The sequence below is a fragment of the Streptomyces sp. MMCC 100 genome, assembly GCF_041538145.2.
Lineage (GTDB): Bacteria > Actinomycetota > Actinomycetes > Streptomycetales > Streptomycetaceae > Streptomyces.
Genome location: NZ_JBGORK020000001.1, coordinates 4,272,295 through 4,295,038, shown reverse-complemented (window position 1 = coordinate 4,295,038; position 22,744 = coordinate 4,272,295). Strand labels below are relative to the sequence as shown.

General features: G+C 74.3%; 23 protein-coding genes. 13 read left to right on the top strand and 10 right to left on the bottom strand.

The genetic code is table 11. The features are described 5' to 3' along the window. Positions 1-3: 3 nt before the first annotated feature. Genes ABS735_RS20015 through ABS735_RS20005 form a run of 3 tightly spaced genes read right to left on the bottom strand, consistent with a single transcriptional unit; the run spans position 4 to position 1,750 of the window. On the bottom strand, positions 4-729 hold the full coding sequence (locus ABS735_RS20015) for a metallophosphoesterase family protein (RefSeq protein ID WP_373903038.1): 726 nt from the start codon (positions 727-729) through the stop codon (positions 4-6). Then, complete coding sequence (locus ABS735_RS20010) at positions 729-1,043, bottom strand: BON domain-containing protein (protein ID WP_373903039.1); 315 nt, start codon at positions 1,041-1,043, stop codon at positions 729-731. The genes ABS735_RS20015 and ABS735_RS20010 overlap by 1 nt, the downstream gene beginning before the upstream one ends. Continuing rightward, positions 1,040-1,750 (bottom strand): nucleotidyltransferase family protein, encoded by a 711-nt coding sequence (locus ABS735_RS20005; protein ID WP_373903040.1) that lies wholly within the window; start codon positions 1,748-1,750, stop codon positions 1,040-1,042. Before ABS735_RS20005 ends, ABS735_RS20010 begins: the two co-directional genes overlap by 4 nt. A 144-nt stretch (positions 1,751-1,894) precedes the next feature. Between ABS735_RS20005 and ABS735_RS20000 the strand changes: the two genes are divergently transcribed. Next, a complete protein-coding gene (locus ABS735_RS20000; protein ID WP_373903041.1) occupies positions 1,895-2,206 on the top strand; it encodes a hypothetical protein in 312 nt (103 codons plus the stop codon). 51 nt (positions 2,207-2,257) lie between these two features. On the opposite strand, the gene ABS735_RS19995 is transcribed toward ABS735_RS20000, so the two are convergent. Next, positions 2,258-3,301: a PP2C family protein-serine/threonine phosphatase gene (locus tag ABS735_RS19995; RefSeq protein WP_373903042.1), complete on the bottom strand. Its 1,044-nt coding sequence runs from the start codon at positions 3,299-3,301 to the stop codon at positions 2,258-2,260. Between the two features lie 341 nt (positions 3,302-3,642). Between ABS735_RS19995 and ABS735_RS19990 the strand changes: the two genes are divergently transcribed. The 6 genes from ABS735_RS19990 (at position 3,643) to ABS735_RS19965 (ending at position 9,596) form a co-directional block, all read left to right on the top strand. Continuing rightward, positions 3,643-4,056, top strand: a complete 414-nt coding sequence (locus ABS735_RS19990; protein ID WP_373903043.1) for an SRPBCC family protein — start codon at positions 3,643-3,645, stop codon at positions 4,054-4,056. Between the two features lie 137 nt (positions 4,057-4,193). Further along, positions 4,194-4,811 carry a hypothetical protein gene (locus ABS735_RS19985; RefSeq protein WP_373903044.1) on the top strand — a complete coding sequence of 206 codons (618 nt, stop codon included), beginning with the start codon at positions 4,194-4,196 and terminating at the stop codon, positions 4,809-4,811. 72 nt (positions 4,812-4,883) lie between these two features. Continuing rightward, positions 4,884-6,125 carry a cytochrome P450 gene (locus ABS735_RS19980; protein ID WP_373903045.1) on the top strand — a complete coding sequence of 414 codons (1,242 nt, stop codon included), beginning with the start codon at positions 4,884-4,886 and terminating at the stop codon, positions 6,123-6,125. A gap of 629 nt (positions 6,126-6,754) precedes the next feature. Further along, the gene (locus tag ABS735_RS19975) at positions 6,755-7,798 is read left to right on the top strand and encodes a polyprenyl synthetase family protein (RefSeq protein WP_373903046.1); all 1,044 of its coding nucleotides are present in this window, start codon (positions 6,755-6,757) and stop codon (positions 7,796-7,798) included. Between the two features lie 161 nt (positions 7,799-7,959). Next, positions 7,960-8,835: an ABC transporter ATP-binding protein gene (locus ABS735_RS19970; protein ID WP_373903047.1), complete on the top strand. Its 876-nt coding sequence runs from the start codon at positions 7,960-7,962 to the stop codon at positions 8,833-8,835. Next, positions 8,832-9,596 carry an ABC transporter permease gene (locus ABS735_RS19965; RefSeq protein ID WP_373903048.1) on the top strand — a complete coding sequence of 255 codons (765 nt, stop codon included), beginning with the start codon at positions 8,832-8,834 and terminating at the stop codon, positions 9,594-9,596. The genes ABS735_RS19970 and ABS735_RS19965 overlap by 4 nt, the downstream gene beginning before the upstream one ends. Positions 9,597-9,645: 49 nt before the next feature. Here the strand turns inward: ABS735_RS19965 and ABS735_RS19960 are convergent, their stop codons facing one another. After that, on the bottom strand, positions 9,646-9,897 hold the full coding sequence (locus tag ABS735_RS19960; RefSeq protein WP_373903049.1) for a hypothetical protein: 252 nt from the start codon (positions 9,895-9,897) through the stop codon (positions 9,646-9,648). Between the two features lie 187 nt (positions 9,898-10,084). Between ABS735_RS19960 and ABS735_RS19955 the strand changes: the two genes are divergently transcribed. Next, positions 10,085-10,732 carry a CAP domain-containing protein gene (locus ABS735_RS19955; RefSeq protein ID WP_373903050.1) on the top strand — a complete coding sequence of 216 codons (648 nt, stop codon included), beginning with the start codon at positions 10,085-10,087 and terminating at the stop codon, positions 10,730-10,732. 21 nt (positions 10,733-10,753) lie between these two features. Here the strand turns inward: ABS735_RS19955 and ABS735_RS19950 are convergent, their stop codons facing one another. Then, a complete protein-coding gene (locus ABS735_RS19950; RefSeq protein ID WP_373903051.1) occupies positions 10,754-11,731 on the bottom strand; it encodes a terpene synthase family protein in 978 nt (325 codons plus the stop codon). Between the two features lie 1,051 nt (positions 11,732-12,782). Here ABS735_RS19950 and ABS735_RS19945 point away from each other — a divergent pair. Together ABS735_RS19945 and ABS735_RS19940 are read left to right on the top strand one after the other, a co-directional pair. Next, positions 12,783-14,111, top strand: coding sequence for a cation:proton antiporter (locus ABS735_RS19945; RefSeq protein ID WP_373903052.1), 1,329 nt, complete (start codon positions 12,783-12,785; stop codon positions 14,109-14,111). 151 nt (positions 14,112-14,262) lie between these two features. After that, entirely contained in the window at positions 14,263-14,706 is a 444-nt protein-coding gene (locus ABS735_RS19940; protein WP_373903053.1) for a hypothetical protein, read from the top strand. A 185-nt stretch (positions 14,707-14,891) separates the two neighbouring features. On the opposite strand, the gene ABS735_RS19935 is transcribed toward ABS735_RS19940, so the two are convergent. Beyond that, positions 14,892-16,067, bottom strand: a complete 1,176-nt coding sequence (locus ABS735_RS19935; protein WP_373903054.1) for a S1 family peptidase — start codon at positions 16,065-16,067, stop codon at positions 14,892-14,894. Positions 16,068-16,334: 267 nt separating this feature from the next. Between ABS735_RS19935 and ABS735_RS19930 the strand changes: the two genes are divergently transcribed. Genes ABS735_RS19930 through ABS735_RS19920 form a run of 3 tightly spaced genes read left to right on the top strand, consistent with a single transcriptional unit; the run spans position 16,335 to position 19,385 of the window. Beyond that, on the top strand, positions 16,335-16,841 hold the full coding sequence (locus tag ABS735_RS19930; RefSeq protein ID WP_373903055.1) for an SRPBCC family protein: 507 nt from the start codon (positions 16,335-16,337) through the stop codon (positions 16,839-16,841). Beyond that, entirely contained in the window at positions 16,834-18,453 is a 1,620-nt protein-coding gene (locus tag ABS735_RS19925; protein WP_373903056.1) for a phytoene desaturase family protein, read from the top strand. The genes ABS735_RS19930 and ABS735_RS19925 overlap by 8 nt, the downstream gene beginning before the upstream one ends. 53 nt (positions 18,454-18,506) lie before the next feature. Beyond that, positions 18,507-19,385, top strand: a complete 879-nt coding sequence (locus ABS735_RS19920) for an SDR family oxidoreductase (protein WP_373903057.1) — start codon at positions 18,507-18,509, stop codon at positions 19,383-19,385. A gap of 24 nt (positions 19,386-19,409) precedes the next feature. Here ABS735_RS19920 and ABS735_RS19915 read toward each other — a convergent pair whose 3' ends face one another. Genes ABS735_RS19915 through ABS735_RS19905 form a run of 3 tightly spaced genes read right to left on the bottom strand, consistent with a single transcriptional unit; the run spans position 19,410 to position 22,599 of the window. After that, a complete protein-coding gene (locus ABS735_RS19915) occupies positions 19,410-20,981 on the bottom strand; it encodes an FAD-dependent oxidoreductase (protein WP_373903058.1) in 1,572 nt (523 codons plus the stop codon). Beyond that, positions 20,978-21,370, bottom strand: coding sequence for a hypothetical protein (locus ABS735_RS19910; RefSeq protein ID WP_373903059.1), 393 nt, complete (start codon positions 21,368-21,370; stop codon positions 20,978-20,980). Before ABS735_RS19910 ends, ABS735_RS19915 begins: the two co-directional genes overlap by 4 nt. Before the next feature lie 26 nt (positions 21,371-21,396). Next, positions 21,397-22,599, bottom strand: coding sequence for a lycopene cyclase family protein (locus tag ABS735_RS19905; RefSeq protein WP_373903060.1), 1,203 nt, complete (start codon positions 22,597-22,599; stop codon positions 21,397-21,399). Positions 22,600-22,744: the final 145 nt, after the last annotated feature.

The window sequence follows — 22,744 nt, the reverse complement described above, 5'->3', positions numbered from 1 at the left end:
CGGTCAGGCGGCGCCCAGCTGGTAGACGTTGAAGGCCCGGCGGATGACCGGCTGCGCCACGTTGCGCACCCGGACTCCGCCCGCCGTCATCCCGTGCTCCGAGCCCAGGTGGGCGTGGCCGTGGACGGCCAGGTCGGCGCCGGCCGTGTCGATGGCCTCCGCCAGCAGATAGCTGCCGAGGAACGGATGGATCTCCGGCGGCTCCCCGGCGAGCGTGTCGGCGACGGGGGAGAAGTGGGTCAGCGCCACCCGCGCCGCGCAGCCCTCCTCGTCCAGCTCCTTCAGGGCGGCGTGCAGACTGTCCGCCGAACGGCGTGTGGTCCGCACGAACTCCTTCATCACCGGCTCACCGAACTCGCCCGCGCTGCGCCCGACGAACCCGCCGCCGAACCCCTTGGTGCCCGCGATCCCCACCCGGCCGCCGGCACACTCCACGACGGTTCCCTCGCCCTCCAGCACTCTGACACCGGCCTCCCGGAGGAGGGCGGTGACCTTCTCGGGCTGTTCGTCGTGGTGGTCGTGGTTGCCGAGGACCGCCACCACCGGCACCGGCAGGTCGCGCACCTCCCGGGCGACCACCCGTGCCTCCTCCGGTGTGCCGTGCCGGGTGAGGTCCCCGGCGAGCAGCAGCAGGTCGGCACAGTCGGGCAGCGTCTCGAACGCGGGCCGCAGCAGCCCTTCGCTGTCGGGCCCCATGTGGATGTCTCCGACGGCGGCGACGCGGATCATCACAGCTCCTCCGCACGGTCGGGGCGGGTGGCCTCCGCCACCACGACGTCCGTGTGCACGGTCAGTCCGGCCAGCTCCTCGCGGGCGACGCGCAGCACGGTCTCGCGGCACTGCGCCGAGGGCACCGTACCCGTGAGCGCGATCGCCCCGGCCCGGACCTCCGCCCGTACGCCGAGCTCACCGAGCTCCTCCGCGGCGAGCCGCTCCTGAAGATGGGCCACACGGTATTCGACGTTCTCGGGGGCCCCGGGGCCCCCGTCCGCGGAGGCGGGGCCGCTCGCCGCGGGGCCTTGGTGTCCGACGGGGTCGCTCATGGCTGCTCCTCCTTCGAGGCGGTGGCCGCAGGACCGGCCGGGGGAATGATCTCCAGCCGTTCGAGGATGAAGAAGAACGCGGCGGGCATCGGGTCGTCGCCGCAGTCGCGGCGCAGCGCCTCCCAGTCGATCTTCTCGCGCAGGGTGCGGGCGATCGGCAGCACCGCACCGAAGTCGCAGTGGTGCTCCGAGAAGGCCGCCAGCAGACCGCCCAGCAGATCGGTCGGCGACAGGACCGGCATCAGCACCGAGTCGACCGACAGTTCCTGGGCCCGGGCCAGCAGCCCCGTGGTGACGGGCTCGTGCGCCAGCTCGAAGATGAGGTCGACCTGCTGTCCCAGGCAGTCCGCCTTGAGCAGCCAGTCCTCGGGCGGCGTGTAGACCGCCAGCCCGGCTTCCCGCAGCGTCGCGGCGACGGCGTCCGCGTCCTCGGGCCGGATGCAGAAGTCGACGTCGTGCTGGAGGTTCTGGGTGCCGCCGTGCGCGTACACGGCGACGCTGCCGGCCAGCGCGAACGGCTGCTCCGCCTTCTTGAGGATCGAGCCCACCTGCTTGGCGGCCTGGAGGATCGCCTGGTTGCGGTCGAGGGGGAGATCCTCGTGAGGCGCCTCGTGCCGGGGGCCGGCTCCCGGCTCCCCGGCGGCCGGGCGCAGCTCGGACACGCCGGCGCGCCTGCCGTGGGCGTGGTCGTCGGCGGGCTGCCTCATCGCTGTCCCCTTCCCGGGCTGTCGCCGTCGCGGGGGCGGAACGGACCGGTCCACCCCTGCGGATCCGGGTACCCGGCGCCGTACCGTCGACACCGCGGCCCGTCGCCGGGTGGGCCGTGCGGGGATCGTGGGCACTCGGCCGGCATGAGCGACGAGCACATGCGACAGGGGACCGGCCCGGCCGGCCGCCGGACCGTGGAACGGCTGGTGGCGGCGTGGCTGGCGGAGACCGAACGGCACGACGCCGAGGCCGCGGCACAGGCCCGTGACGGATGGGAGCGGGGCGCGCTGTCCGAACGGGCCGCGCAGGACCTGGCCACCTGGGTCACCGCCAGGGTGACGGACACCGGCTTCAGTGAGGACGAGGGCCCCTACGTGGCAGGACCCGTCCGGATCACACCGTCGGACAAGGACACCGTGCACGCCTGGCTGCGCGCGCGAGGACACGCCGTGTGAGGCGGACACCGGTGCGGGCCGCCGTCCCGGCCCGCTCCGTCCCGCCGGCCGTCAGCCGGGCGGCGTGCGCGGGTGCGGCCGCCTGCCTTCCAGGGGCGGCCGCCACTCGAACATCAGCAGCGTCGCGTCGTCCCGCAGCCGGCCGTCCTGCATGGCCAGGATCGAGTGGATCAGACGGCGCAACGACTCCGGCGCCAGCTCTCCGCCGGCCGTGGCCCGGATGACGTAGTCGGCGAAGCGTTCGAGGCCCAGCAGCTTGGCCTCCCGGGTCTGGGCCTCCACGACACCGTCGGTGTACATCAGCACCCGGTCCCCGGGCTCCAGCGCGATCTCGTGCGTCCGGCGGGGCTGCGAGGTGAGCAGGGAGGGCATGCCCATGGGCGGGTCGGTGTCACGCTCCATGGCGTCGATGATCAACCGCCCGGCGCGGATGAGGATGGGCGCCGGGTGACCGCAGTTGACCCAGCGCAGCACCCCGGTGACCAGGTCCAGCTGTGCGATCACCGCCGTGCAGAACTTGTCCGGGAGCCAGCTGGACAGCGCCTCGTCCACGCTCCGTACGAGTTCGGGCAGGTGCAGGCCGGTGCGCCGGGCATTGCGGCAGGCCGCCAGCGAGACGGTGGTGGTGAGCCCGGAGGCCAGGTCGTGCCCCATGGCGTCCAGGACGGCCACGTGCAGTGTCGTGTCGGTGAGCGCGTGGTCGAAGGCGTCGCCGCCGATCTCGTAGGCCGGCTCGAGCACGGCCGTCGACACCACGTTGCCGTCGCCGATGGTGCGCGGCGGCAGCAGGGCCCGGAGCAACTCGGCCGGCAGTTGCATCCGCTCGGTACGGGTGCGCCGCACGAAGGAGTCCTCGTACAACCGCTTGGACGTGATCACCATGGCGAGCAGCGAGGCGAGCGCCCGGCCGCGGGTCAGCGAGGCCGCGGTGAGAGCGGTCTCGTCGACCGCCAGCACGCCGAGCCGCTCCGCGCCGTCGAGGAGCGGGAACCAGGCGGTGATGCCGCCGCCCGCCCCGGACTCCTCCACCCGCAGCGACTGCGTGCGGTACGCCCAGCCCGCCAGGGAACCGTCGACGGGGAGCGCCGGTGCCACGGCCGTCTGGGGGACCAGGCGGCGTGCTGGAGGTCGACGAGGTAGACGACGGCGTGCCGCAGTCCCAGCGCCTTGGCGGAACGCGCCGTGGCGGTGCGCAGGTCCAGGGTGAGGTGGGCCGGATCGGCGAGGAACCGCCGCAGCGCCGCGTCGCCCGGATCCGACGTGGACACCTCGTCTCCTCTCGTCGGGAGCCCGCCGCGGCGGGGGGCGATGCCCAGCAGTCTGGCACCGCGCGCCCCGCCCCGCCCGTCGGGCCGGTCGTCCGTGCGGTGCTTCGCTCCCGTCAGAAGGGGCACGCGTCACCACGTACGACCCCGAGCACCGAGGAGTGGTGCCGCATGACCGAGTACGAGCGTTCCCGCACCATGCCCGCCCTGCCCGAGCAGATCTTCGACCAGGCCGCGAACGTCGGACAGCTGGAGACCTGGCTGCCCCGGGACCTGCACGTGGAGCCGGAGGAGCCGCCCGCCGTCACCGTGCACGAGGACCGCACCGACCAGGACACCTCGGCGCTGCTGAGCGCCCGGCCCGAGCAGTTGCGGCTCGAGTGGGGCACCCGCGAGCAGGGCAGCTACGCCGGCTGGCTCCAGGTCGCCGGACTCGACAGCGGGGCCAGCGAGGTCACCGTGCACCTGTCGTTCTTCGACGACAGCCACGACCCGGGCCGGCGGACGGTGGCCGAGGCACTCGACGGCAGCCTGCGACGCCTGGAGGAGCAGGTGAGGATGCGCACCGACAACGCGGCCGGCTGAACGAAGGCGGAGAGAACGCGAGGGCGGCGAGAACACGAGAACGCGAGGGCAACCCATGGCGGTCCTGTCGTGTCGTAAAGGGAAACCCGAACGACACCGATGAACCGAAGGCCCGATCCGACCGCCATGGGGGAAACATGTATGTCCGTGACCGAGGTGTCCGCGCCGCCGTGACCGTACTGGCGGCCGGTGCCGCGCTCGCCGTGGCCGCCGTCCCGGGGACCGCGGCGACGCCGGACTCCGGGACGCCCGCCTTCCTGGAGCCGTCCGAACTGCCGCCGCACCCCGCCTCCGACTGGTACGCCGGGCCGGTCGCCGCCGGGCAGCCCGACCCGCCGCCGATGTGCGTGGGCGACGCGCTGCCGTCCACCGCCTCCCACCGCCGGTACTGGACCGAGTACGACACCGGCGCCCTCCAGGTCACGGTCGTCGAGCGCAGCGCCCGGCGGGCCGAGCGGCTCGCCGCCCTGCTGCGCGCGGACCTCGACGACTGCGCGCGCGAGGTGATGGAGCAGAACCCCGACGTCACCGCCACGCAGAAGTACTACGGCCGGCTGGACGTGGAGGAAGGCGCCCACGTCTACGGCGTCCACACGGTCACCGAGTGGGGAGCCACGGACATCGGCCTGTTCTCGGTCGGCCGGGACGGCAGGACCGTCACCGTCGTCCAGTGGGGACAGATGGGCTCCTTCGAGGACGCCCGGGTGGCCGGCTTCAGGGCCACCACGGTCACGGCCGTCGACAAGCTGTACTGAACGGGCGGGGCGGCGGACCGGACGCCACCCCGGCCCGGGTGTCCGCCCGCCGCTCCGGGGCACCCACCCGCCATGGACGCTCACCGCCGCCCGCTCATGGACCGCACCCCGGCGCTGCTCACCGAGGGCTACGCCTGGCTGCCCAACCGCATGCGCGACAGCACCCGCTCCGTAGTGCGCACCCGGCTGCTCGGCAGGCCCGCGCTGGCCGTACGGGGACCGGAGGCCGTGCACTTCTTCTACGACGAGTCACACGTCCACCGCCACGGCGCGATCCCTGCACCGGTGCTGGACACCCTGTTCGGACAGGGCGCGGTCCACACCCTCGACGGCGCTGCCCACCGCACGCGCAAGGAACTGTTCCTGCCGCTGCTCGAAGCCGGCCACGTCGCCCGCCTCACCGAACACGTCACCAAGGCCTGGGACGAGGCCGTGCGTTCCTGGAGCGAGCGCGAGCGCGTCGTGCTGTTCGACGAGGCGGCCGTCGTGCTCACCCGCGGGGTCTGCGACTGGGCGGGAGTCCCGCCCCGGGCCGTCGAGGCGCAGACCCTGGCACGGGACCTCGTCGCGATGGTCGACGGCTTCGCCACCCCGGGCCCGCGCCATCTGCGGGGCCGCCGTGCCCGCGCCCGGCAGGAGGCCCGCATGGCCCGCCTGATCGAGGAGGTCAGAGCGGGCGCGGTCGCCGCTCCCGCGGACTCGGTCCTCGAACGGGTGGCCCGGCACCGCGACACCGAGCAGAGCCCGCTGGACTCCCGGACGGCGGCGGTCGAACTGCTGAACGTCCTGCGCCCCACCGTCGCCGTGAGCTGGTTCGTGGCCTTCGCCGCCCATGCCCTGCACCGGTGGCCGGCCCACCGCGAGCGGCTGCGCGCCGGTGACGCCGCCTTCGCCACGGCCTTCGCGCACGAGGTCCGCCGCTTCTACCCGTTCGCCCCGTTCCTCGGCGGCCGGACCGTCACCGAGCTGACCTGGCACGGCGAGTCCGTCCCGGCCGGCGGGATCCTGCTGCTCGACGTGTACGGACAGAACCACGACGAGGAGCTCTGGGGCGACCCGTACTCCTTCCGGCCCGAACGGTTCCTGGACCGGCCCCCCGGCCCCGACGAGCTGATCCCGCAGGGCGGCGGCGACCCCGCGCACGGTCACCGCTGCCCCGGCGAGCGCGTCACCGTCGGCCTGCTGGAGGCGCTGGCGGTGCGGTTGGCGCGCCTGGACTGCACGGTCCCCGAGCAGGACCTGCGCATCCCGCTGCGCCGCATCCCGACCCGCCCGCGCAGCGGCTTCGTCGTCACCGACGTACGCGCACCCTGACGGCACGTCACGCGCACCCGTGCAGGCCCGGTTGGCTGATCGTTTGCAGCCGTCCGGGTGTGCGGCCGTCCCGGGCGGCCGCAGCGGCCGTCACCCGAATGGACCCCGCTCGCTACTGGTCACGGCCGAACCGGTGTCTCCTGGAGAGTGTCAGCGGCGTCCAGGCTGGGAGGCCGATCATGTACGAAATGTGCGTGGGCCCGGAGAAGGCGGGCGGAGCGTTGGTGTGGCACGTGTTGGCCAAACAGGCCGCGGCCACACTCTGCGGACAGCAGCTCCGCGAACGCAGAGAAGCATCCGACGGTGAACGGGCGCGTCACTGCCCGGACTGCATGGCTTCCTTCGAGAAGTTGATGGCAACCACACCGTGCTGACGGACCGTCCGCAAGCCGTCCGCCCCGTCGCTTCCGCGGCGGGGCGGACGGCGTACGCGAGTCGGCGTGATTGTCGGCTGGGGTCATGGTCATAGATCTGGGCCGCTTCGGTGATCTTTCGCCGGGCGGGGTGGCGCGGCCGCTCCTCGCGGGTAGCGGCAGCCGATTGACTGGTGGAACGGCCGGTGCGGCGCGTGTACGCGCCGCCGGATCCCGCTTCCCGCCCTCCTGCCCCGCCATCGTGAGGAGTAGTACGTGTCGCAGATCACCGACTCGGCCCCGGCAGGTGCCTTTCCGCGACTGGACTGGGTGGACGACGTACTGTCACCGGCCCTGCGGTCCGCGGTCGAGTCGCTGCCGTCCGCGGAGAGCCGCGTGGCCCGCTACCACCGGGGCTGGTGCGAAGCCGACGGCGCGCCCCGCGCGGCCACGTCCGGGGGCGGCAAGACGGTACGGCCGGCGCTCGCCCTGCTGTCTGCGGCGGCCGTCGGGGCGGACCCCTCGGACGCGGTGCCCGGCGCCGTCGCCGTCGAGCTGGTCCACGACTTCACCCTCCTGCACGACGACGTCATCGACGGCGACGCGCTGCGCCGCCACCGGCCCGCCGCCTGGTCGCTGTTCGGGACCCCCGCCGCCGTACTGACCGGGGACGCGCTGCTGGTGGCGGCACTGCGCGTACTGGCCCAGGCGCCGGCGGACCGGTCCGGGGCGGCCGTGCGGGAACTCGTGGGCGCCCTCCTGGAACTGGTCGAGGGACAGAGCCGCGACGTCGCGTTCGAGAAGGCGCACGAGGTGTCCGTCGCCGACTACCTGGCCATGGCCGCCGGCAAGACCGGGTCCCTGATCGGCTGCGCCTGCGCGCTGGGCGGTGTGCTGGCCGGCGCGGACGGCGTCCGGGTGGGCGGACTGCGGGAGTTCGGCCGGAGCCTCGGCGTGGCCTTCCAGTGCGCGGACGACATCCTCGGCATCTGGGGCCGCAGCGCGCGCAGCGGCAAGCCGGTCGGAGCCGACCTCGCAGCGCGCAAGAAGTCCCTGCCGGTGGTGGCGGCCCTCGCCGCCCGGGGCACGGCGGCCGAGCGGCTGCGCGAGCTGTACCGCACACCGCCCCGGCCGGGGGAGACCGACGTGGACCTGGCCCGTCACCTGGTGGAGGAGGCCGGCGGCCGGCAGGCCGCCGAGGAGGAGGCACGCCGCCACATGGCGGCCGCGCTGCGGTCCCTGTCACTGGCCCGGCCGACCGCCGACGCCTACCGCCAACTGCACGACATCGCCTGGGCGATGACCCGCCGCGAGTCCTGACCCCGCCCCGCACCCCGCGCACCGGCCGCGGCGGGTGGGTCACCGGCGCGTGACCCGGGGCCGGACGGACCGTTGTCCTGGCGGTGACCGCTCCGTTCCCGCGCCCCGGCCGCGCCGTGGCCGCCACCCGTGCACCCGATCCGACGAAACACAGTGGAGCCGTGCAGCACACCGAGCACGACGCAGCGCCTGCGGGCGACCTTCCGGCCGTGGCCGCCTACGGGCTGCAGGTGGCCCGGGGCACCCGTGCGGTACTGCGCGACATCAGTTTCACCATTCCCCGGGGCCGTATCGTCGGCCTGCTGGGCCCGAGCGGCTGCGGCAAGACCACCCTGCTGCGCTGCGTCGTGGGCGTCCAGCAGCCGAGCGCCGGCCACGTCCAGGTCCTCGGCCACTCGGCGGGTGCCTGGCCGCTGCGCACCCGCGTCGGCTACGTCACCCAGGCCCCCTCCGTGTACGCGGACCTGACGGTCCTGGAGAACCTGCGGTACTTCGCCGCCGCCCTCGGCATGCGGGGCTGGCAGCGGGAGGACGCCGTGGTCCGCGTCGTGAAGGAGGTGGACCTCGCGGCGTACGCGGACCAGCCGGTCGCCCGGCTGTCGGGCGGCCAGTACTCGCGGGTCTCCCTGGCCGTGGCCCTGCTGAACCGGCCCGACCTGCTCGTCATGGACGAACCGACGGTCGGACTCGACCCGATGGTGCGGCGGGAGTTGTGGCTGGCCTTCCGGCGGCTGGCCGACGCGGGCACCACGCTGCTGGTCTCCAGCCACGTCATGGACGAGGCCGACCGCTGCGACCGGCTGCTGCTGATGCGCTCCGGCCGGCTCCTGGCCAGCGCCGACCGGGAGAGCCTGCTCGAGCACACCGGGTGCGACGAGGTGGAGGAGGCGTTCCTGCACCTGGTCAGGGCCGCGGCGGCGGCCGAGGCCAGGGCCCGGCAGCGGCACCCGGTCGACGGCCTGTCGCCCCACCTCCTCGACCAGGCCGGCGCCCCACACGCCGAGCGCACCTTCTTCGCAGCGGACACCCTCACATGACTGCCACCCACCTGACCGACCGTCTGCCGTTCTCACCCGGCATCACCGCCGCGACGGCGGTGCGCGTGCTCCAGCAGATCTCCCGGGACCGCGGCAGCACCGCCCTGCTCCTGGGCATCCCCTGCATGCTCATGGTGCTGCTCAAGCTGATGTTCCACGACTCCGAGGAGTCCTTCGAACGGGTCGGCCCCCAGGTCTTCGGCATCTTCCCGGTCATCGTGATGTACCTCGTCGCCTCCGTGTCCACGCTCAGGGAACGCACCTCCGGAACCGCGGAACGCCTGCTGACCATGCCGGTACGGCGACTGGACATCGTCCTCGGCTACAGCCTCGCCTTCGCCTTCCTGGCGCTGCTCCAGGCGGTGCTGTCCACGCTGCTCTCGGTGGGCCCGCTGGGCCTGGACATCAAGGGCCCCGCCTACCTGCTCATGGTCATCGCCATGCTGGGGGCCCTGCTGGGACTGGCCCTCGGGCTGCTGGTGAGCGCCTTCGCCCGCAACGAGTTCCAGGCGGTCCAGTTCCTGCCCGCCGGTGTCCTGCCCCAGTTCCTCGTGTGCGGGCTCTTCGTGCCCCGCGACGAGATGCACGGCGCGCTCGCCGCGGTGGCCCGGGCGATGCCCATGACCTACGCCGTGCAGGCCGCGGGCGAGGCCGCCACGCACACCGGCGTCACCGGGCTGTTCATCAGGGACGCGGTGCTGATCCTCGTATGTGTGGTCCTGGTGCTCGTCGCCAGCGCCGCCACGCTGAAACGCGGATGAGGGCCGTCCACGACGGCCCTCATCCGCGTACCGACTGCCCCGGGGGTGGCTAGCGCGCCAGGCCCCAGGAGAAGCCGCCGGAGACGCTGCCGAACTTCGGGATCTCGAACGGGCCGAAGTGCAGCGGCGGCTCGTGGCCGCCGTTGAACCCGCCACCGCCGCCCTCACCGCCGCCCGGGCCCATCGAGGCGACGGCGGGAGCGGACAGCGGGGCGGCACCGGCGGCCGACACGGCCCCGCCCGCCGTCAGGGCCAGAGCGGCCAGGGAAACCACCGCGGCACGGCGCAGCGAAAACGACATGAAAAACCTCCTGATGGAATTACAGAAATGAGGGACCGGGGTGAACGACTGAAAGCCTAGCCAGGAAAGTCGGCCGATGTCGTGAATGAAAGGCGGAGTTCCCTCGAACGAGGCGGTGGATACACCAGAAGAAAACGCGATGAACGTCACTGAATCCGAAGTCGGAAAAAGAAAGGCGCAATTCAATATGACCGCGACGCGGCACACCGCACTCGCCCTCCGTGCGGCCCTCACGGCACTCCTGACCCTCGGTACGGCAGCGGCAGCGGCACCGGCCTGGGCCGGACCACCGCCCGCGCCGACGCCGCCCACGCCCTACCGCGCGCCCCTGTGGCCGGTCCCCGAGCCGGGCCGGTGGCAGCCCGCAGCCGGCCCGGCCGCCCCCGGCGGCTCCGGCGATTCCGGGGGCTCGCGAGGCTCCGGGGGCGACCGGCCGCGGGACGCGCGCCCCGGCACGGCGGACAGCCGTATGGTCGCCGCCGTCAACCGGCAGCGTGAAAAGGCCGGTTGTTCGCCGGTGCGGCTCCACAAGGCGCTGAGCCGGGCCGCCCGCGAACACAGCGCCGCCATGGCCCGCGCCGGGCGGCTGACCCACACCGGAGCCGACGGCAGCAGCCCCGCCGACCGGATGCGGGAGGCCGGATACCGTGTGGGTTCCTCGGGCGAGAACCTGACCGCCGGCTCCGACAGCGCCCAGGACGCCGTGGCCGTGTGGATGCGCAGCGCCCCCCACCGCCACATCCTCCTGACCTGCCGTTACACCCATGCGGGCGTGGGCAGGGCGACGGGTTCCGGCGGTCCCTGGTGGACCCTGGACCTCGCCTCCGGGCGGTGACAGTGCCCGCGGTCCGGAGCGTCAGGCGAGGCCGTCGTCCCACCACCAGGCGATGGACGGTGCGCCCTCCACCGGCCCGGGACGGGTGTCCGACGGCTTGTCGGCCCAGGCCGGCAAGGTGTCGTCCCTCTCGTCCGGCCAGTACCCGGCGCGGAGGTACCGCGGCACCCGCAGGCCCCACTCGTTGTTGCCCCGGATGCCGTACCTGAGTCCCTGCAGGTAGGTGACGAGGTCGCTGCCCGCGGTCGGCCGGACCCGGTCGTGGAGGTCGATGAACCGCAGCAGGACGCGGTCGCGCAGGCCGGTGGCGGCCCGAACCGCGTCCTGGAGCGGGCAGGACAGCTCCTGCATCAGCACCGTGTAGACGTTCTGGTCGGCCTCGCCGCTGGACAACTCCTTGTGCAGCGAGTGCCCGTCGTTGTCCAGGGCGGCCACGAGGATGGCCATCTCGGTCAGTGCGCGGACGGCCGGGCGGTGCAGTTCGCGGTCCGGCACCTGCGCGCCCGTCGCCAGTTCCAGCAGAGCGAAGGTGGGTTCGCCGCCCGACGACAGCAGCCGCATCGTCAGGAAGTCGTCCAGGTGCGGCATACGGCCGGCCGCCTGGTTGCCGATCTGCCAGGCGACGCCGGACAGCCAGGCGCGGTGCGCGTGCGTGAACCGGCTCACCTGGGTGGGCGGGGCGAAGCCGCGGAAGCGGCGCATGACGTCCTGCAGGGCGGCGACGAACCGGTCCGGGCCCACGGCCGAGTCCGCCTCGCAGGCCCGCTGCACCTGCCCGGCCAGCGCGTTGAACTGGGCGGGCCGGCTGCTGAGCGGCCCGCTGTCGCAGCGCGCGTCGTCGAAGGCGAAGCCCCAGTACACCCACAGGGCCGCCGCCAGCAGCCGGTCGTCGTCCGCGACCGGGGCGAACCGGGCGAAGAAGTCGGCGCTGTGCGTCGCCACCGCCCAGGCCCGTTCCCGTTCCGACGCGCACATGCCGCTGTCGCGAATCCATTCCACGGCCCGTTTCTCGACCTGTCGCACCCGAGGGTGAATGGCGGACTCGAAAGGACAGAAGACGGGCGGCAATTCCACGCCGGACACGCGGGACGCGGGGGATCCCATGAAAAACACGCACCTTCCGGTTGGGAGACGGGGATTCGCTCACGATCATGGGTAACGGCCCGGTCGAATGGCGGAAGACCTGGCCAGCTCGTGGCGGGTGTCAGCCGAAAGGGGGGCGCCGCCGCCCAGGTTGACCTCGGGGAATCAGGGGGCCGCGGGGGTTCGGGGGACCCGGCCGGGAAACCGGGAGCCGGAGCGCGGCATCTGACGATCACTCGGTTGGTGCAGTGTCACGGTGGGGAGCCGGGGAAGTCGCCGGTCATGCCCCGCGGCGCGTCGTCCTCCCGCGCCCGGGGCGGCAGGGCGCGCCGCGGCCGGGATCCCCGAGTCGGCCGCGGCGCTTCCTCCTCGGGCCGCCGAGCGGCTCCCCTGCCCGTGCGGTCGATGGGTGTCGGCCGCCGGACCATTTGGGTGTCGTCCCCGATGGCCGCGCGGTGGCCCGGCGTGTGACCGTGGACCGACGCCGCGCCCCGGGGGTCTTTTCGGGGGCCGGGGGACGTTTCAGGGAGGCCCTGTCCCGCCCGTTCGCGGGCGTTGCCGCATGGTTCGGTGCGGGGTGTGCCGTGCGCACGCCGGGCGCCGGGGCGGCCGATGGTCATGGTGGCACACCGCCGCGGACGCGGCCCGGGTACGGGCGCTCGTCGTCCGGGCTCGTGGCCGACCCGCCGGTGTTCCCTTTCCGCCCCGGGGCGGTGCCACGGCACGGCGTCGTGGGCGTTCCACGGCCGTCCGGCCCGACGGCGTACGACATGACGACGTACGGCACGACGACGTCCGGCCCGACGGCGCACGACATGACGACGTACGGCACGACGACGTACGACACGAGGACGAACAGAACCGACGACGTCCGACCCGACGATGCACGACCGACGAAGGAGAATGCGCATCCATCCCCGTCAAATGAAGCTCTCCCGACCCTCCGCGCGGCCGAAGGCGGTGGCCCGTGGGACACGCTGACACCCTGCTCGCCATGGGCGGCGCCTTCGTGGCCGCCGCGTTCCTCGCCCGCCTCGGCGGCAGGATCGGACTCCCGACGATCCCCCTGTTCATGCTCGCCGGCATCCTGCTCGGCCCTCATACACCGGGCTTCGTCCTGGTGGAGGACGCGCACGACTTCGAGATGCTCTCCGCGCTCGGACTGGTGCTGCTGCTCTTCTACCTGGGTCTGGAGTTCCACCTCGACGACCTCAAGAGCGGCGGCAAACGGCTGCTCACCGCCGGGGGCGTCTATCTGCTCCTGAACGTCGGTGCCGGGCTCGGCTTCGGCTTCGTCCTCGGGTGGGGTGTGCGCGAGGCGCTGGTGCTGGCGGGCGTGCTCGGCATCTCCTCGTCCGCGATCGTCACCAAGATCCTCATCGACCTGGGCCGGATCGGCCGCCCGGAGACCCGGCTGATCCTCGGTGTCATCGTCGTGGAGGACATCTTCCTCGCGCTGTACCTGGCCGCCCTGCAGCCGGTCGTCTCGGGCGCCCACGGCGTCGCCGACACGGTCCTGCAGGCCGGCAAGGCCTTCGGTTTCCTGCTGGTGCTGGCCGCCGCGGCCCGCTACGGCACCCGGCTCGTGGGCCGCCTGATCGACACGCGGGACAACGAACTGCTCGTCATCAGCTTCCTCGGCGCCGCGGTGCTCGTCGCCGGGGTCTCCGAAGTCCTCGGCGTCGCCGATGCGATCGGCGCCTTCATGGTCGGCCTGATCCTCGCCGGCACCCCCTCGGGGCCGCGGATCCGCGAACTGGTGCACCCGCTGCGCGACGCCTTCGCGGCCATCTTCTTCTTCGCCTTCGGGCTCGCCATCGACCCCGGCGACCTCGCCTCCGTCGCCGGCCCGGTCGCCGCCGCGGCGGCACTGACCGTCGTCATGAACGTCATCGCCGGGCTGTGCGTCGCCCGGGTGTACCACTACGGCAGCGAACCGGCCGCGGAGATCGCCACCACCCTGGTCGCCCGGGGGGAGTTCGCCCTGATCCTGGCCGCCATGGCCGCGGGCGCCGGACTGGACGCGCGGCTCGCTCCCTTCATCGCCGGATACGTGCTCGTCCTCGCCGTCCTCGGGCCCGTCGTGGCGGGACGCGCCCACGTACTCGCCGGCGCGCTGCGGGCCGCCGGACGGCTGCTGCCCGGGACGACGGCACCGGTCGCGGCGCAGGGTGACGGGACCGGCGAGGGGACGGAGGCGGACAGCCGGCCGGTGCCGGTGCCGGTGCCGACCCGGGCCTCTCCTTCGTCCGGGTCCTCGCCTTCCTCCTCGGAGCACGCGGAGGCAGAGCGTTAGAGGCCGGAACGGGCGCCTGGGCGAAGCGCGGGGGTGGCCGGTCATCGCCCTGGGCGGAACGGCACCGTGATCCCCGGTGGGACAATCTGCCCACAGGGCCGTTGTCCGACACCGTGGTCGGACGCGTCCGGGACCGGAAGGAGCCGTCAGCATGATCGAGTGGGTGCCCCTGGGAAGCGGCGCCAGACCCGTTCCCAGGCCGGTCGCGGCTCCCCTGGTGTGGGCGGGAGCGTTCGGCGGCGCCCTCCTCCTGGTCGCGCTCCTCAACGGCACCGTGGGCTCGGGGCGTCCGGGGCTCGCCCTGGTCGCGCTCTCCCTGCTGGCGGCCCTGCTCGGACTCTGCGCCCCGTTCACGGCCGCACCGGGGACGGCCGTCCTGTGCTGGCTGTCCCTCAACGGCTTCGCCATACCGCCGGCCGGCACCCTCACGTGGACCGGGCGGCGGGACGCGTTCTGGCTGGCCTGCCTGCTCGGCGCGGCCCTCGTCGGTACGGCACTGGCCCGCCTGGTCCACGCGCGGGCCGCCTACCGCCGGCTGACCACGGCGACGGGCCTCGACGCGCCGGAGCCGGGAACCGGTCCCGGCGACGTCTGAGCCCCCCGAGCACAGGGTCGTGGCAGGGCTTCGGACACCGGTGGTGCCTCGTGCACCGGTGGTGCCTCGTGCACCGGTGGTGTCTCGTGCACCGGTGGTGTCTCAGGCACCGATGGCGCCTCGGAAACCGGTGGTGGGGAAGGGCCGGACCGGAGACTGGCCCGTCCCTCCCCACCACCGTCGGATCAAGCCGTGTGCAGGGTCAGGCCGTAGCGGTTCAGGATCTCGTTGACCGGCTGGAACCAGGTCTCCCCGCCGCTGGAGCAGTTGCCCCAGCCGCCCGAGGTGACGCCCTGCGCCTGGTCACCGCTGATGAAGGAGCCGCCGGAGTCGCCGCCCTCGGCGCACACACTCGTCTTGGTCAGCTGGTGCACCACCGAACCGTCGCTGTAGTTGACCGTCTCGTTGTGGGCGAGGACGGTGCCGCAGTGCCAGTGCGTGGTGGATCCGGAGCGGCAGATCGAGGCACCCACGGGCGCCACGTTCGAGCCGCGCACGAGCTGGTCGGAGACCGTGCCCCAGCCCAGCACGACCGGCACCGTCCACCAGCCGCTGCCCACGCTGACCCACGCGTAGTCGTTGTCGGGGAAGGACGAGCCCTGGAACGTGCCGATGTACGAGCCGTCCCAGCCGCTGACCCCTGCGCCCGCCCGGCCGCAGTGCCCTGCGGTGACGAACCCGCCGTGCACGGAGAAGCCGATGGAGCAGCGGACGTTGCCGGTGTAGTAGGGGTCGCCGCCGACGGTGCCCGCGGCGAAGGTCTGCGGGGCCGACGGCACCGAGCGCACCGTGACCGGTCCGGCCTCGCGCGCCTGCTTCACGAAGTTCTGGACATCGTTGTCAGCGCGCTCGCTCTCGACCACGTCGACGACCACGGTGTTGGCGCTCTGGTCGACGCGCCAGCTGCTGACGCCGGCGGGGGCGTCGAGGCGGTCGACGCGGGCCTTGGCCGCGTCCAGCTGCCGTGCGCTGTGCTCGACGGTGCGCACCTGCGCGCCGGTGGCCCGGACCGCCCGCAGGGTCGAGGGTGCCGCGTCCGAGGTGACGGCCACGGTCAGTCTTCCGGCGTCGGCGTCGAACCACGAGCCGCCGAACGCCTCTCCGGCGGCCCGGCGCGCCGCGGGCTCGAGGCCGGTGGCGTCGCGTTCGGCGGCGAGCCGGTCCTCGGCCTCGGCGCGGCTGAGGCCGAAGTCCCGCTGCATGGCGTCGAGAAGGCCGGCGGAGGCCGGCTGCTCGTCGGAGGAGGAGGCGGAGGAGGAGGGGGAGTCGGCCGCCGAGGCCGGCAGGGTGCCGACCGCGGTGAGGCTGCCCAGCACGAGGAGGCCGGCCAGGCCGAGGTGCCTGAGTCTGCTGCGTCTCACGGGAGTTGCCCTTCGTCGTTCCAGCAAGGTGGGGGTGGAACAGATGGCATGGAACAACCACGGTTTGAGAGCGCTCTCATCGGGTTGCTTCGAGCTTAGCCAGCCCTTGTCATCAGGTCCATGCCAATGCACGTCCTTTCCCTGCCGCCGGTCTCCGCGCCCAGTGACCCGACCCGTCCGCTTTGGTTGGCCCCTCGCCGACGGGGCACCCAGACTCCGTCCTCGCAATGACGGCCCCAGGGCGGCCACTGGACGTGGGAGGCACACGTGGCGGTTCGGCACCGGCTGATCCAGGCGACCCCGGAGGCCGTCTGGGACGTCCTCGCGGACGGAGACCTGTACGTGGAGTGGGTGGTGGGCCCCTCGGAGGTCACCCCCAAGACCGGGCAGTGGCCGCAGGTCGGCGCGACGGTCGCGTACGAGGTGCGGCTCGGGCCACTGCGGCTGCACAACGAGTCGGTGGTCAGGCGCTGCGTGGAAGGCTCCGAACTGGAGCTGGAGGCCAAGGCGGGCCGGCTCGGCACGGCCCGGATCGCCGTCGAGCTGCGCCCGTGGGGCGAGCAGTGCCTGGTGATCGTGGACGAGCACCCGCTGCGCGGTCCCGGCGGCCTGGTGCACAACGTCGGCGTCGAGGCGCTGATCCAGGTGCGGCACCGCGCCATGCTCGCCAGGCTCGCGAAACTGTGCGAGTCCCAGGCCGGTGACCGGTGCCGGCCCGACCCGCCCGACACGGCGGGCTCCGTGCACCAGCGGCCGGGGACCGGCCGTGCCTGACGCCGTCGTGGTCGGAGCCGGACCCAACGGCCTGGTGGCGGCGAACCTGCTGGCCGACGCCGGCTGGAGCGTGACGGTCCTGGAGGAGCAGCCCGAGCCGGGCGGCGCGGTACGGCACGACGACGCGGTCGCCCCCGGCTTCGTCAACGACCTGTTCAGCTCCTTCTACCCCCTCGCCGCCGCCTCCCCGATCCTCCGCGGACTGCGGCTGGAGGACCACGGGCTGCGCTGGGCCCACGCGCCCCACGTACTGGCCCACCCCCTGACCGACGGCACCTGCGCCGTCCTCGACCGCGACATCGCCACCACCGCCGCCTCGCTCGACGTCTTCGCACCCGGGGACGGCGCCGCCTGGGAGGGGCTGCACGAGGTGTGGGACCGCTACCGGGCCGACATCGTGGACGCCCTGTTCACCCCCTTCCCACCGGTGCGCGCCGGTGCCCGGCTGGCCCTGCGGCTGCGCGGCGCGGGCGGACTCAGGCTCGCCCGCACCCTGGTCCTGCCGGTGCGCCGCATGGGCGAGGAGGAGTTCCGCGGCGAGGGCGGCAAACTGCTCCTGGCCGGCAACGCCCTGCACGCCGACCTCGCCCCCGAGGCGGCCGGCAGCGGCGGCTTCGGCTGGCTGATGTCGATGCTCGGACAGACCTACGGCTTCCCCGTACCGGTCGGCGGCTCCGGCGTCCTCACCGAGGCCCTGGTCCACCGGCTGCGCGCCCGGGGCGGCACCCTGCACTGCGGGCGGCGCGTCGAGCAGGTCCTGGTCCGCGACCGGCGCGCGGCCGGCGTGCGAACCGCCGACGGGGAGACGGTCACCGCCCGCCGCGCCGTCCTCGCGGACGTCTCCGTCCCCGCCCTGTACGGCGGCCTCGTCGCCCCGGCGGACCTCCCGGACCAGGTCCTCGCCGACCTGCGGCGCTTCCAGTGGGACTTCGCCACCTTCAAGGTGGACTGGGCGCTGGACGGGCCCGTGCCCTGGCGGTGCGAGGAGGCGGCGCGGGCCGGCACCGTGCACCTCGCCGACGGCCTCGACGAGTTGACCCGGTTCGCCGCCCAGATCGCCATGCGGCAGGTCCCCGACCGCCCCTTCTCGCTGTTCGGCCAGATGACGACCACCGACCCGACCCGCTCACCGAGCGGCACCGAGTCCGCCTGGGCCTACACCCACGTCCCCCACGACATCCGCGCCGACGCGGGAGACGAGGGCATCACCGGCAGCTGGGACACCAAGGAACAGGAACTGATGGCCGACCGGGTCGAACGCCAGGTGGAACGGTTCGCACCCGGCTTCCGCACGCTGGTCCGGGCCCGCCGCGTGCTCGCCCCGCCGACGCTCCAGGCCATGGACGCCAACCTGGAGGGCGGCGCCATCAACGGCGGCACCACCGCCATGCACCAGCAACTCGTCTTCCGGCCGGTGCCCGGCACCGGACGGCCGGAGACACCGGTGGCCGGTCTCTTCCTCGCCTCGGCGGGCGCCCACCCGGGAGGCGGCGTGCACGGAGCACCCGGCGCCAACGCCGCGCGCGCCGCCCTGCGCCAGCACCGTTTCGCGGGGCTCGCCCGGGTGCAGCGGGCCCTGACCCGACGGGACCGGGCCGGTGACCGTCGCTGAACGCCGGTGACCGTCCGACCAGCCCACGAGCACTCCGAGGAAAGGGCCGACCGGTGACAGACAGCCCCCTCCAGAACCGCACCGTCGTGGTGACCGGCGCCGCACGCGGACTCGGCGCCGCCCTGGCCCGCGCCTGCGCCCGCCGCGGTGCCCGGCTGGCGCTGCTCGGCCTCGAGAAGCCGCGCCTCGACGCCCTGGCGGCGGACCTGCCGACCCCGGCGCTCGCCGTCGAGACCGACGTCACCGACCCCGCCGCGCTGGCCGACGCGGCCGGTGAGACCCGCCGGCGCCTGGGCAAGCCGTCGGTCGTCGTGTCGAACGCCGGTGTCGCGCACGGCGGACCGTTCGCCACGTCCGACCCCGCCGAGTGGCGCCGTGTCGTCGACGTGAACCTGACCGGCAGTGCCCACACGGCCCGCGCCTTCCTGCCGGACCTGTTCGACACCGCGGGCTACCACCTGCAGATCGCCTCGCTGGCCTCGCTCGGCGCCGCCCCCATGATGAGCGCCTACTGCGCCTCCAAGGCGGGCGTGGAGGCCTTCGGCCACTCGCTGCGCGCCGAGGTGGCCCACCGCGGCGTCGCCGTGGGCATCGCCTACCTCAACTGGATCGACACCGACATGATCCGCGACGCCGACCGGTACCCGGCCCTGCGCGAACTGCGCGCCCACATGCCGCCCCCGGCCCGCCGCACCTTCTCACCGCAGGACGTCGCCGCCCGGCTGGTCCGCGCGGTGGAGCGCCGCCGTACCGCCGTGTACGTGCCGGGCTGGCTGCGCCTGGTCCAGTGGGGGCGCGTGACGCTGCCGCCCGCGGTCGTACGGCTGTCCCGCCACGAGCTGCCCCGGATGGAGGCCGAGGAGTCTCTGGGCCCCACCGGACCGCTGGGCCCGGGCGGGCTGGCCGACCGTGCGGCGGACACGGGGCAGTAGCCGTCGCGGCGCGGCCGGCTCGTGTCAGTACGCCCCGAACCGCCGCGCCAGGGCCCGCAGCGGCGCGGACCGGCCCCGGTCGGGCACCGTCCACAGCGTCTCGCCCCGCACTCCCCACCGCTCCAGCAGGGCGTTGGCGGCCAGGAAGCCGGAGGTGGCGGCGCGCTCCATCAGCGCCACGGGCAGATCCGTACGGACCAGGTCTCCGGCGACCACGACGGCCGGGTCGGTGGTGCGCACTGTGGGACGGTCGCGGTAGCCCCCGACGGTGAACAGCGGGCAGTCCGCCCGCCACTCGTGCCGTGCGGCGACCACCCGGGCCCGGCGGGTCTCCGGGTACACCCGGTGCAACTGGTCGACGAGGCGCTTCTCCTCGACCTCCCTGACGGCAGTCGACGGCACGGCGTAGGCGTGGAGTTCGACGACACAGCCGCCGGTGCGCGCCGCCCAGCGGGCCGCCTCGCCCTCCCAGTGGGACAGCACGCTGACGTTGTCCAGCGAGCCGTAACCGCTCGTGCCGAGGAACCCGGGCCGGCCGGCGGCGACCGGGCGGTCCAGCCACAGCCGGGAGACCAGGAACGGCGGAGCGTTCCGCAGCCGTGTCACCCGCGCACGCCACGCGGCGTCGCCCAGGTGCGGCGAGCGGCACACCACGCCCCGCAGCCCGCCGACGTCCATCGCGAGCACCACGGCGTCGTACGGCCGGGCCCCGGCGGCGTCGACCACGAGCTGCCCGCCGGACGGACCGGGCCGCAGGGCCTCGACGGACGTGCTCGTGCGCACCTCGACCCCGTGCCGCGCCAGATGCCCGGCCAGGGGATTCCACAGCGCCTGCGGGAACGGCTCACGCGGCACGTCGAACAGCAGCCCCTCGCTGGAGCCGAGGAAGTAGATGTGGAACATCAGGGCCATCTCCGCGGCCGACAGCTCGCGCGGGTCCGCGAAGAAGCTGCGGGAGAACACCTCGAAGGCCAGATGCCGCGCGGCCGCCGGAAAGCGCAGGGAATCGAGGAACGCCTCGGCGCTGACGTCGTCCAGGCGCTCGTGGACGCGGTGGGTACGGACGTCGAGGAGCGGCAGCGCGGCCGAGGGCCGCAGGGCCGTCAGGTCGCGCAGCCCGAAACTGGGGCTCAGGGCGACGAAGGCGAGGGCGCTGAACGGGGGAGTGCGCGGAATCCGGCGGAAGCTGTCGCGCAGCCCGCTGCTGTGCCGCAGGGGGTAGTCCGGCAGTCCGGTCAGCATGGCGAGGCCGGGATCGCAACGGCGCAGCAGGCTCCGCAGGTTGTAGTACTGGCGGAAGAAGGCGTGGAAACCCCGGCTCATCGTGGCGGGCGTGCCGTCCGGCAGGGCGACCGTCCGGCCCGCGACCCGGCCGCCGAGCACGGGCTCGCGCTCGTACAGCGCGACGCGCACTCCGCGTTCCGCCAGGACGGCCGCCGCCGCGAGGCCCGCGACGCCGCCGCCGATCACGGCCACCGACGGCGCATCGCCCTCGACCCGCTCCCGTCCCGGCCCGGGGCGCAGCACCCGCGCCCGCCGGTCCCGCCCGGGCGGCCGCACCTCACCGCCCCGGCCGCCCGCACCCCGCCGGATCACCGCGCGTCTCCGGCGCGGGCGCGGAGGGCACGCGTGCCGCTGCTGCCGGCGCTGTCGTCCTGCCCGTCGCCGGTCCGGGAGCTGTCGGCCTCGGTGCCGGGGGCCTTGGTGCCGTCGTTCTGCGGGCGGCTGCTCCGCGGGTTCCCGGTCGCGGCGGCGGGGAATGCCGCGGCGGCGGGGAATGCCGCGGCCAGGGCGGCGGTCGAGCCCCCCGCGCCGCAGCCCGGGTCCAGCACCCGGCTCCCGGCACCGTCGTCCGCGAGGCACCGCCCGGGGGCGGAACGGCGCAACCGGGCGTGGCGGCCCGGGGCGAGCGCGACAAGGCGGTCGCAGCGGTCCGCCCCGCGGTCGAAGGCGGCGGTCAGCGCGGCGTCGCTCAGCAAGGGCATCGGGGGACTCCCGGGTGGGTCGGCGTTCAGCGGACGGGCAGGTGGCGGCGCGGCAGCCACGGCAGTTCGGCCGCCGTGCGCAGCATCGGCAGGACGGGGACACGCACGCCGACCGCGAGGTCCTCGGACAGCCGCGACCGGCCGTCGAGAAAACGCAGCAGCCGCCCGGCGGGTACGCGGTCGAACAGCCGGAAGAAGAGGTCGGGGCCGTCGACCCGGCCCGTGTCCAGCGCACGCAGCAGCACCGCGTCCATCAGCCGGGCCCGCGCCGGATGCGGGGGCGGCGGCACCGGGCGGCGGCCCGCGCGCACCGCACGGGCGACGGCCTCGGACTGCCGCTGCACGGCGGCGAACGTGTAGCCGGTGGACGCCCGGGTCGCCCCGCCGGCGACGCCGATCCGGAAGACCCGGTCGCAGCCCCCGGCCCGCCGCTCGAAGACGGCGTCGGTCATCGGGATGATCCCCTGCTCGGTCGACAGGACCTCCGTGGCGCCGGTGCGCAGGACGCGGCGCGTGTAGTCCTCCAGCGCGTCGTCGTACGCGTCGGACGTCAGGGGGGCCGGGCCGAACTCGGTGTACTCGACCAGCGCGGTGTGCCGTCCGGTCGGCAGCACGTAGCCGAACGACAGACCCCGCCGCGGCTGCCCGGTGCGGAAGTCCATCAGGTCGACCACCTCCGGGTCGAAGACCGGCCGCTCGGTGCGGACGAACCAGCCGCGGAAGTGCTGGAGCAGGCGGGTACGGGCGGGCGGCAGCCGGTCCGGCGGGCGGGAGTCGAAGACCCAGCGGGTGCGCAGGTCGACCGGCGCCCCCGCGGCGTCCGTGGCCGCCACCCGCACGGTGGCGTCCGGCAGGCCGGTCACCGCGCCGACGGTGGCCTCGACGCGCCGCAGCCCCGGACGGTCCCTCAGGTCCCGCTCCACCAGTGCCTCGAAGTCGTCGGAGCGGATCATCTTGTAGCGGGCCGGCGCGATGTGCCGCCGGACGGCCTCGCCGTCCCGGCCGTGCACCCGCAGCCACTCCCACGACGCCGTCGCCGCCCGGTCGAAGCGGCCGGACCCGGCCTCCCAGAAGCACCAGGTGCGACGCGGGGGCCGCAGCGGCCCGGGCGGCGGATCGACCAGGACGACGGAGGGCACCGCACCCTGCGGCGCTCCGGACGCGATCCGGTGCGCCAGGGAGAGCCCGGCCGCCCCCGCACCGACGACCACGATGTCCGCGTCGAGCACGTCCGCCTCCTTCCCGTCGGTCCGCCCGCCGGTTCGCTCCCGCCCGGCGGAGTATTCCGCCCGGTGCCGTCCGCGGTCGCCCGGCGCGCTGGACGGCACGGCACCGGCACCCGTCGGAAGCCGCGATGCAGCCGGGCGGGTGACT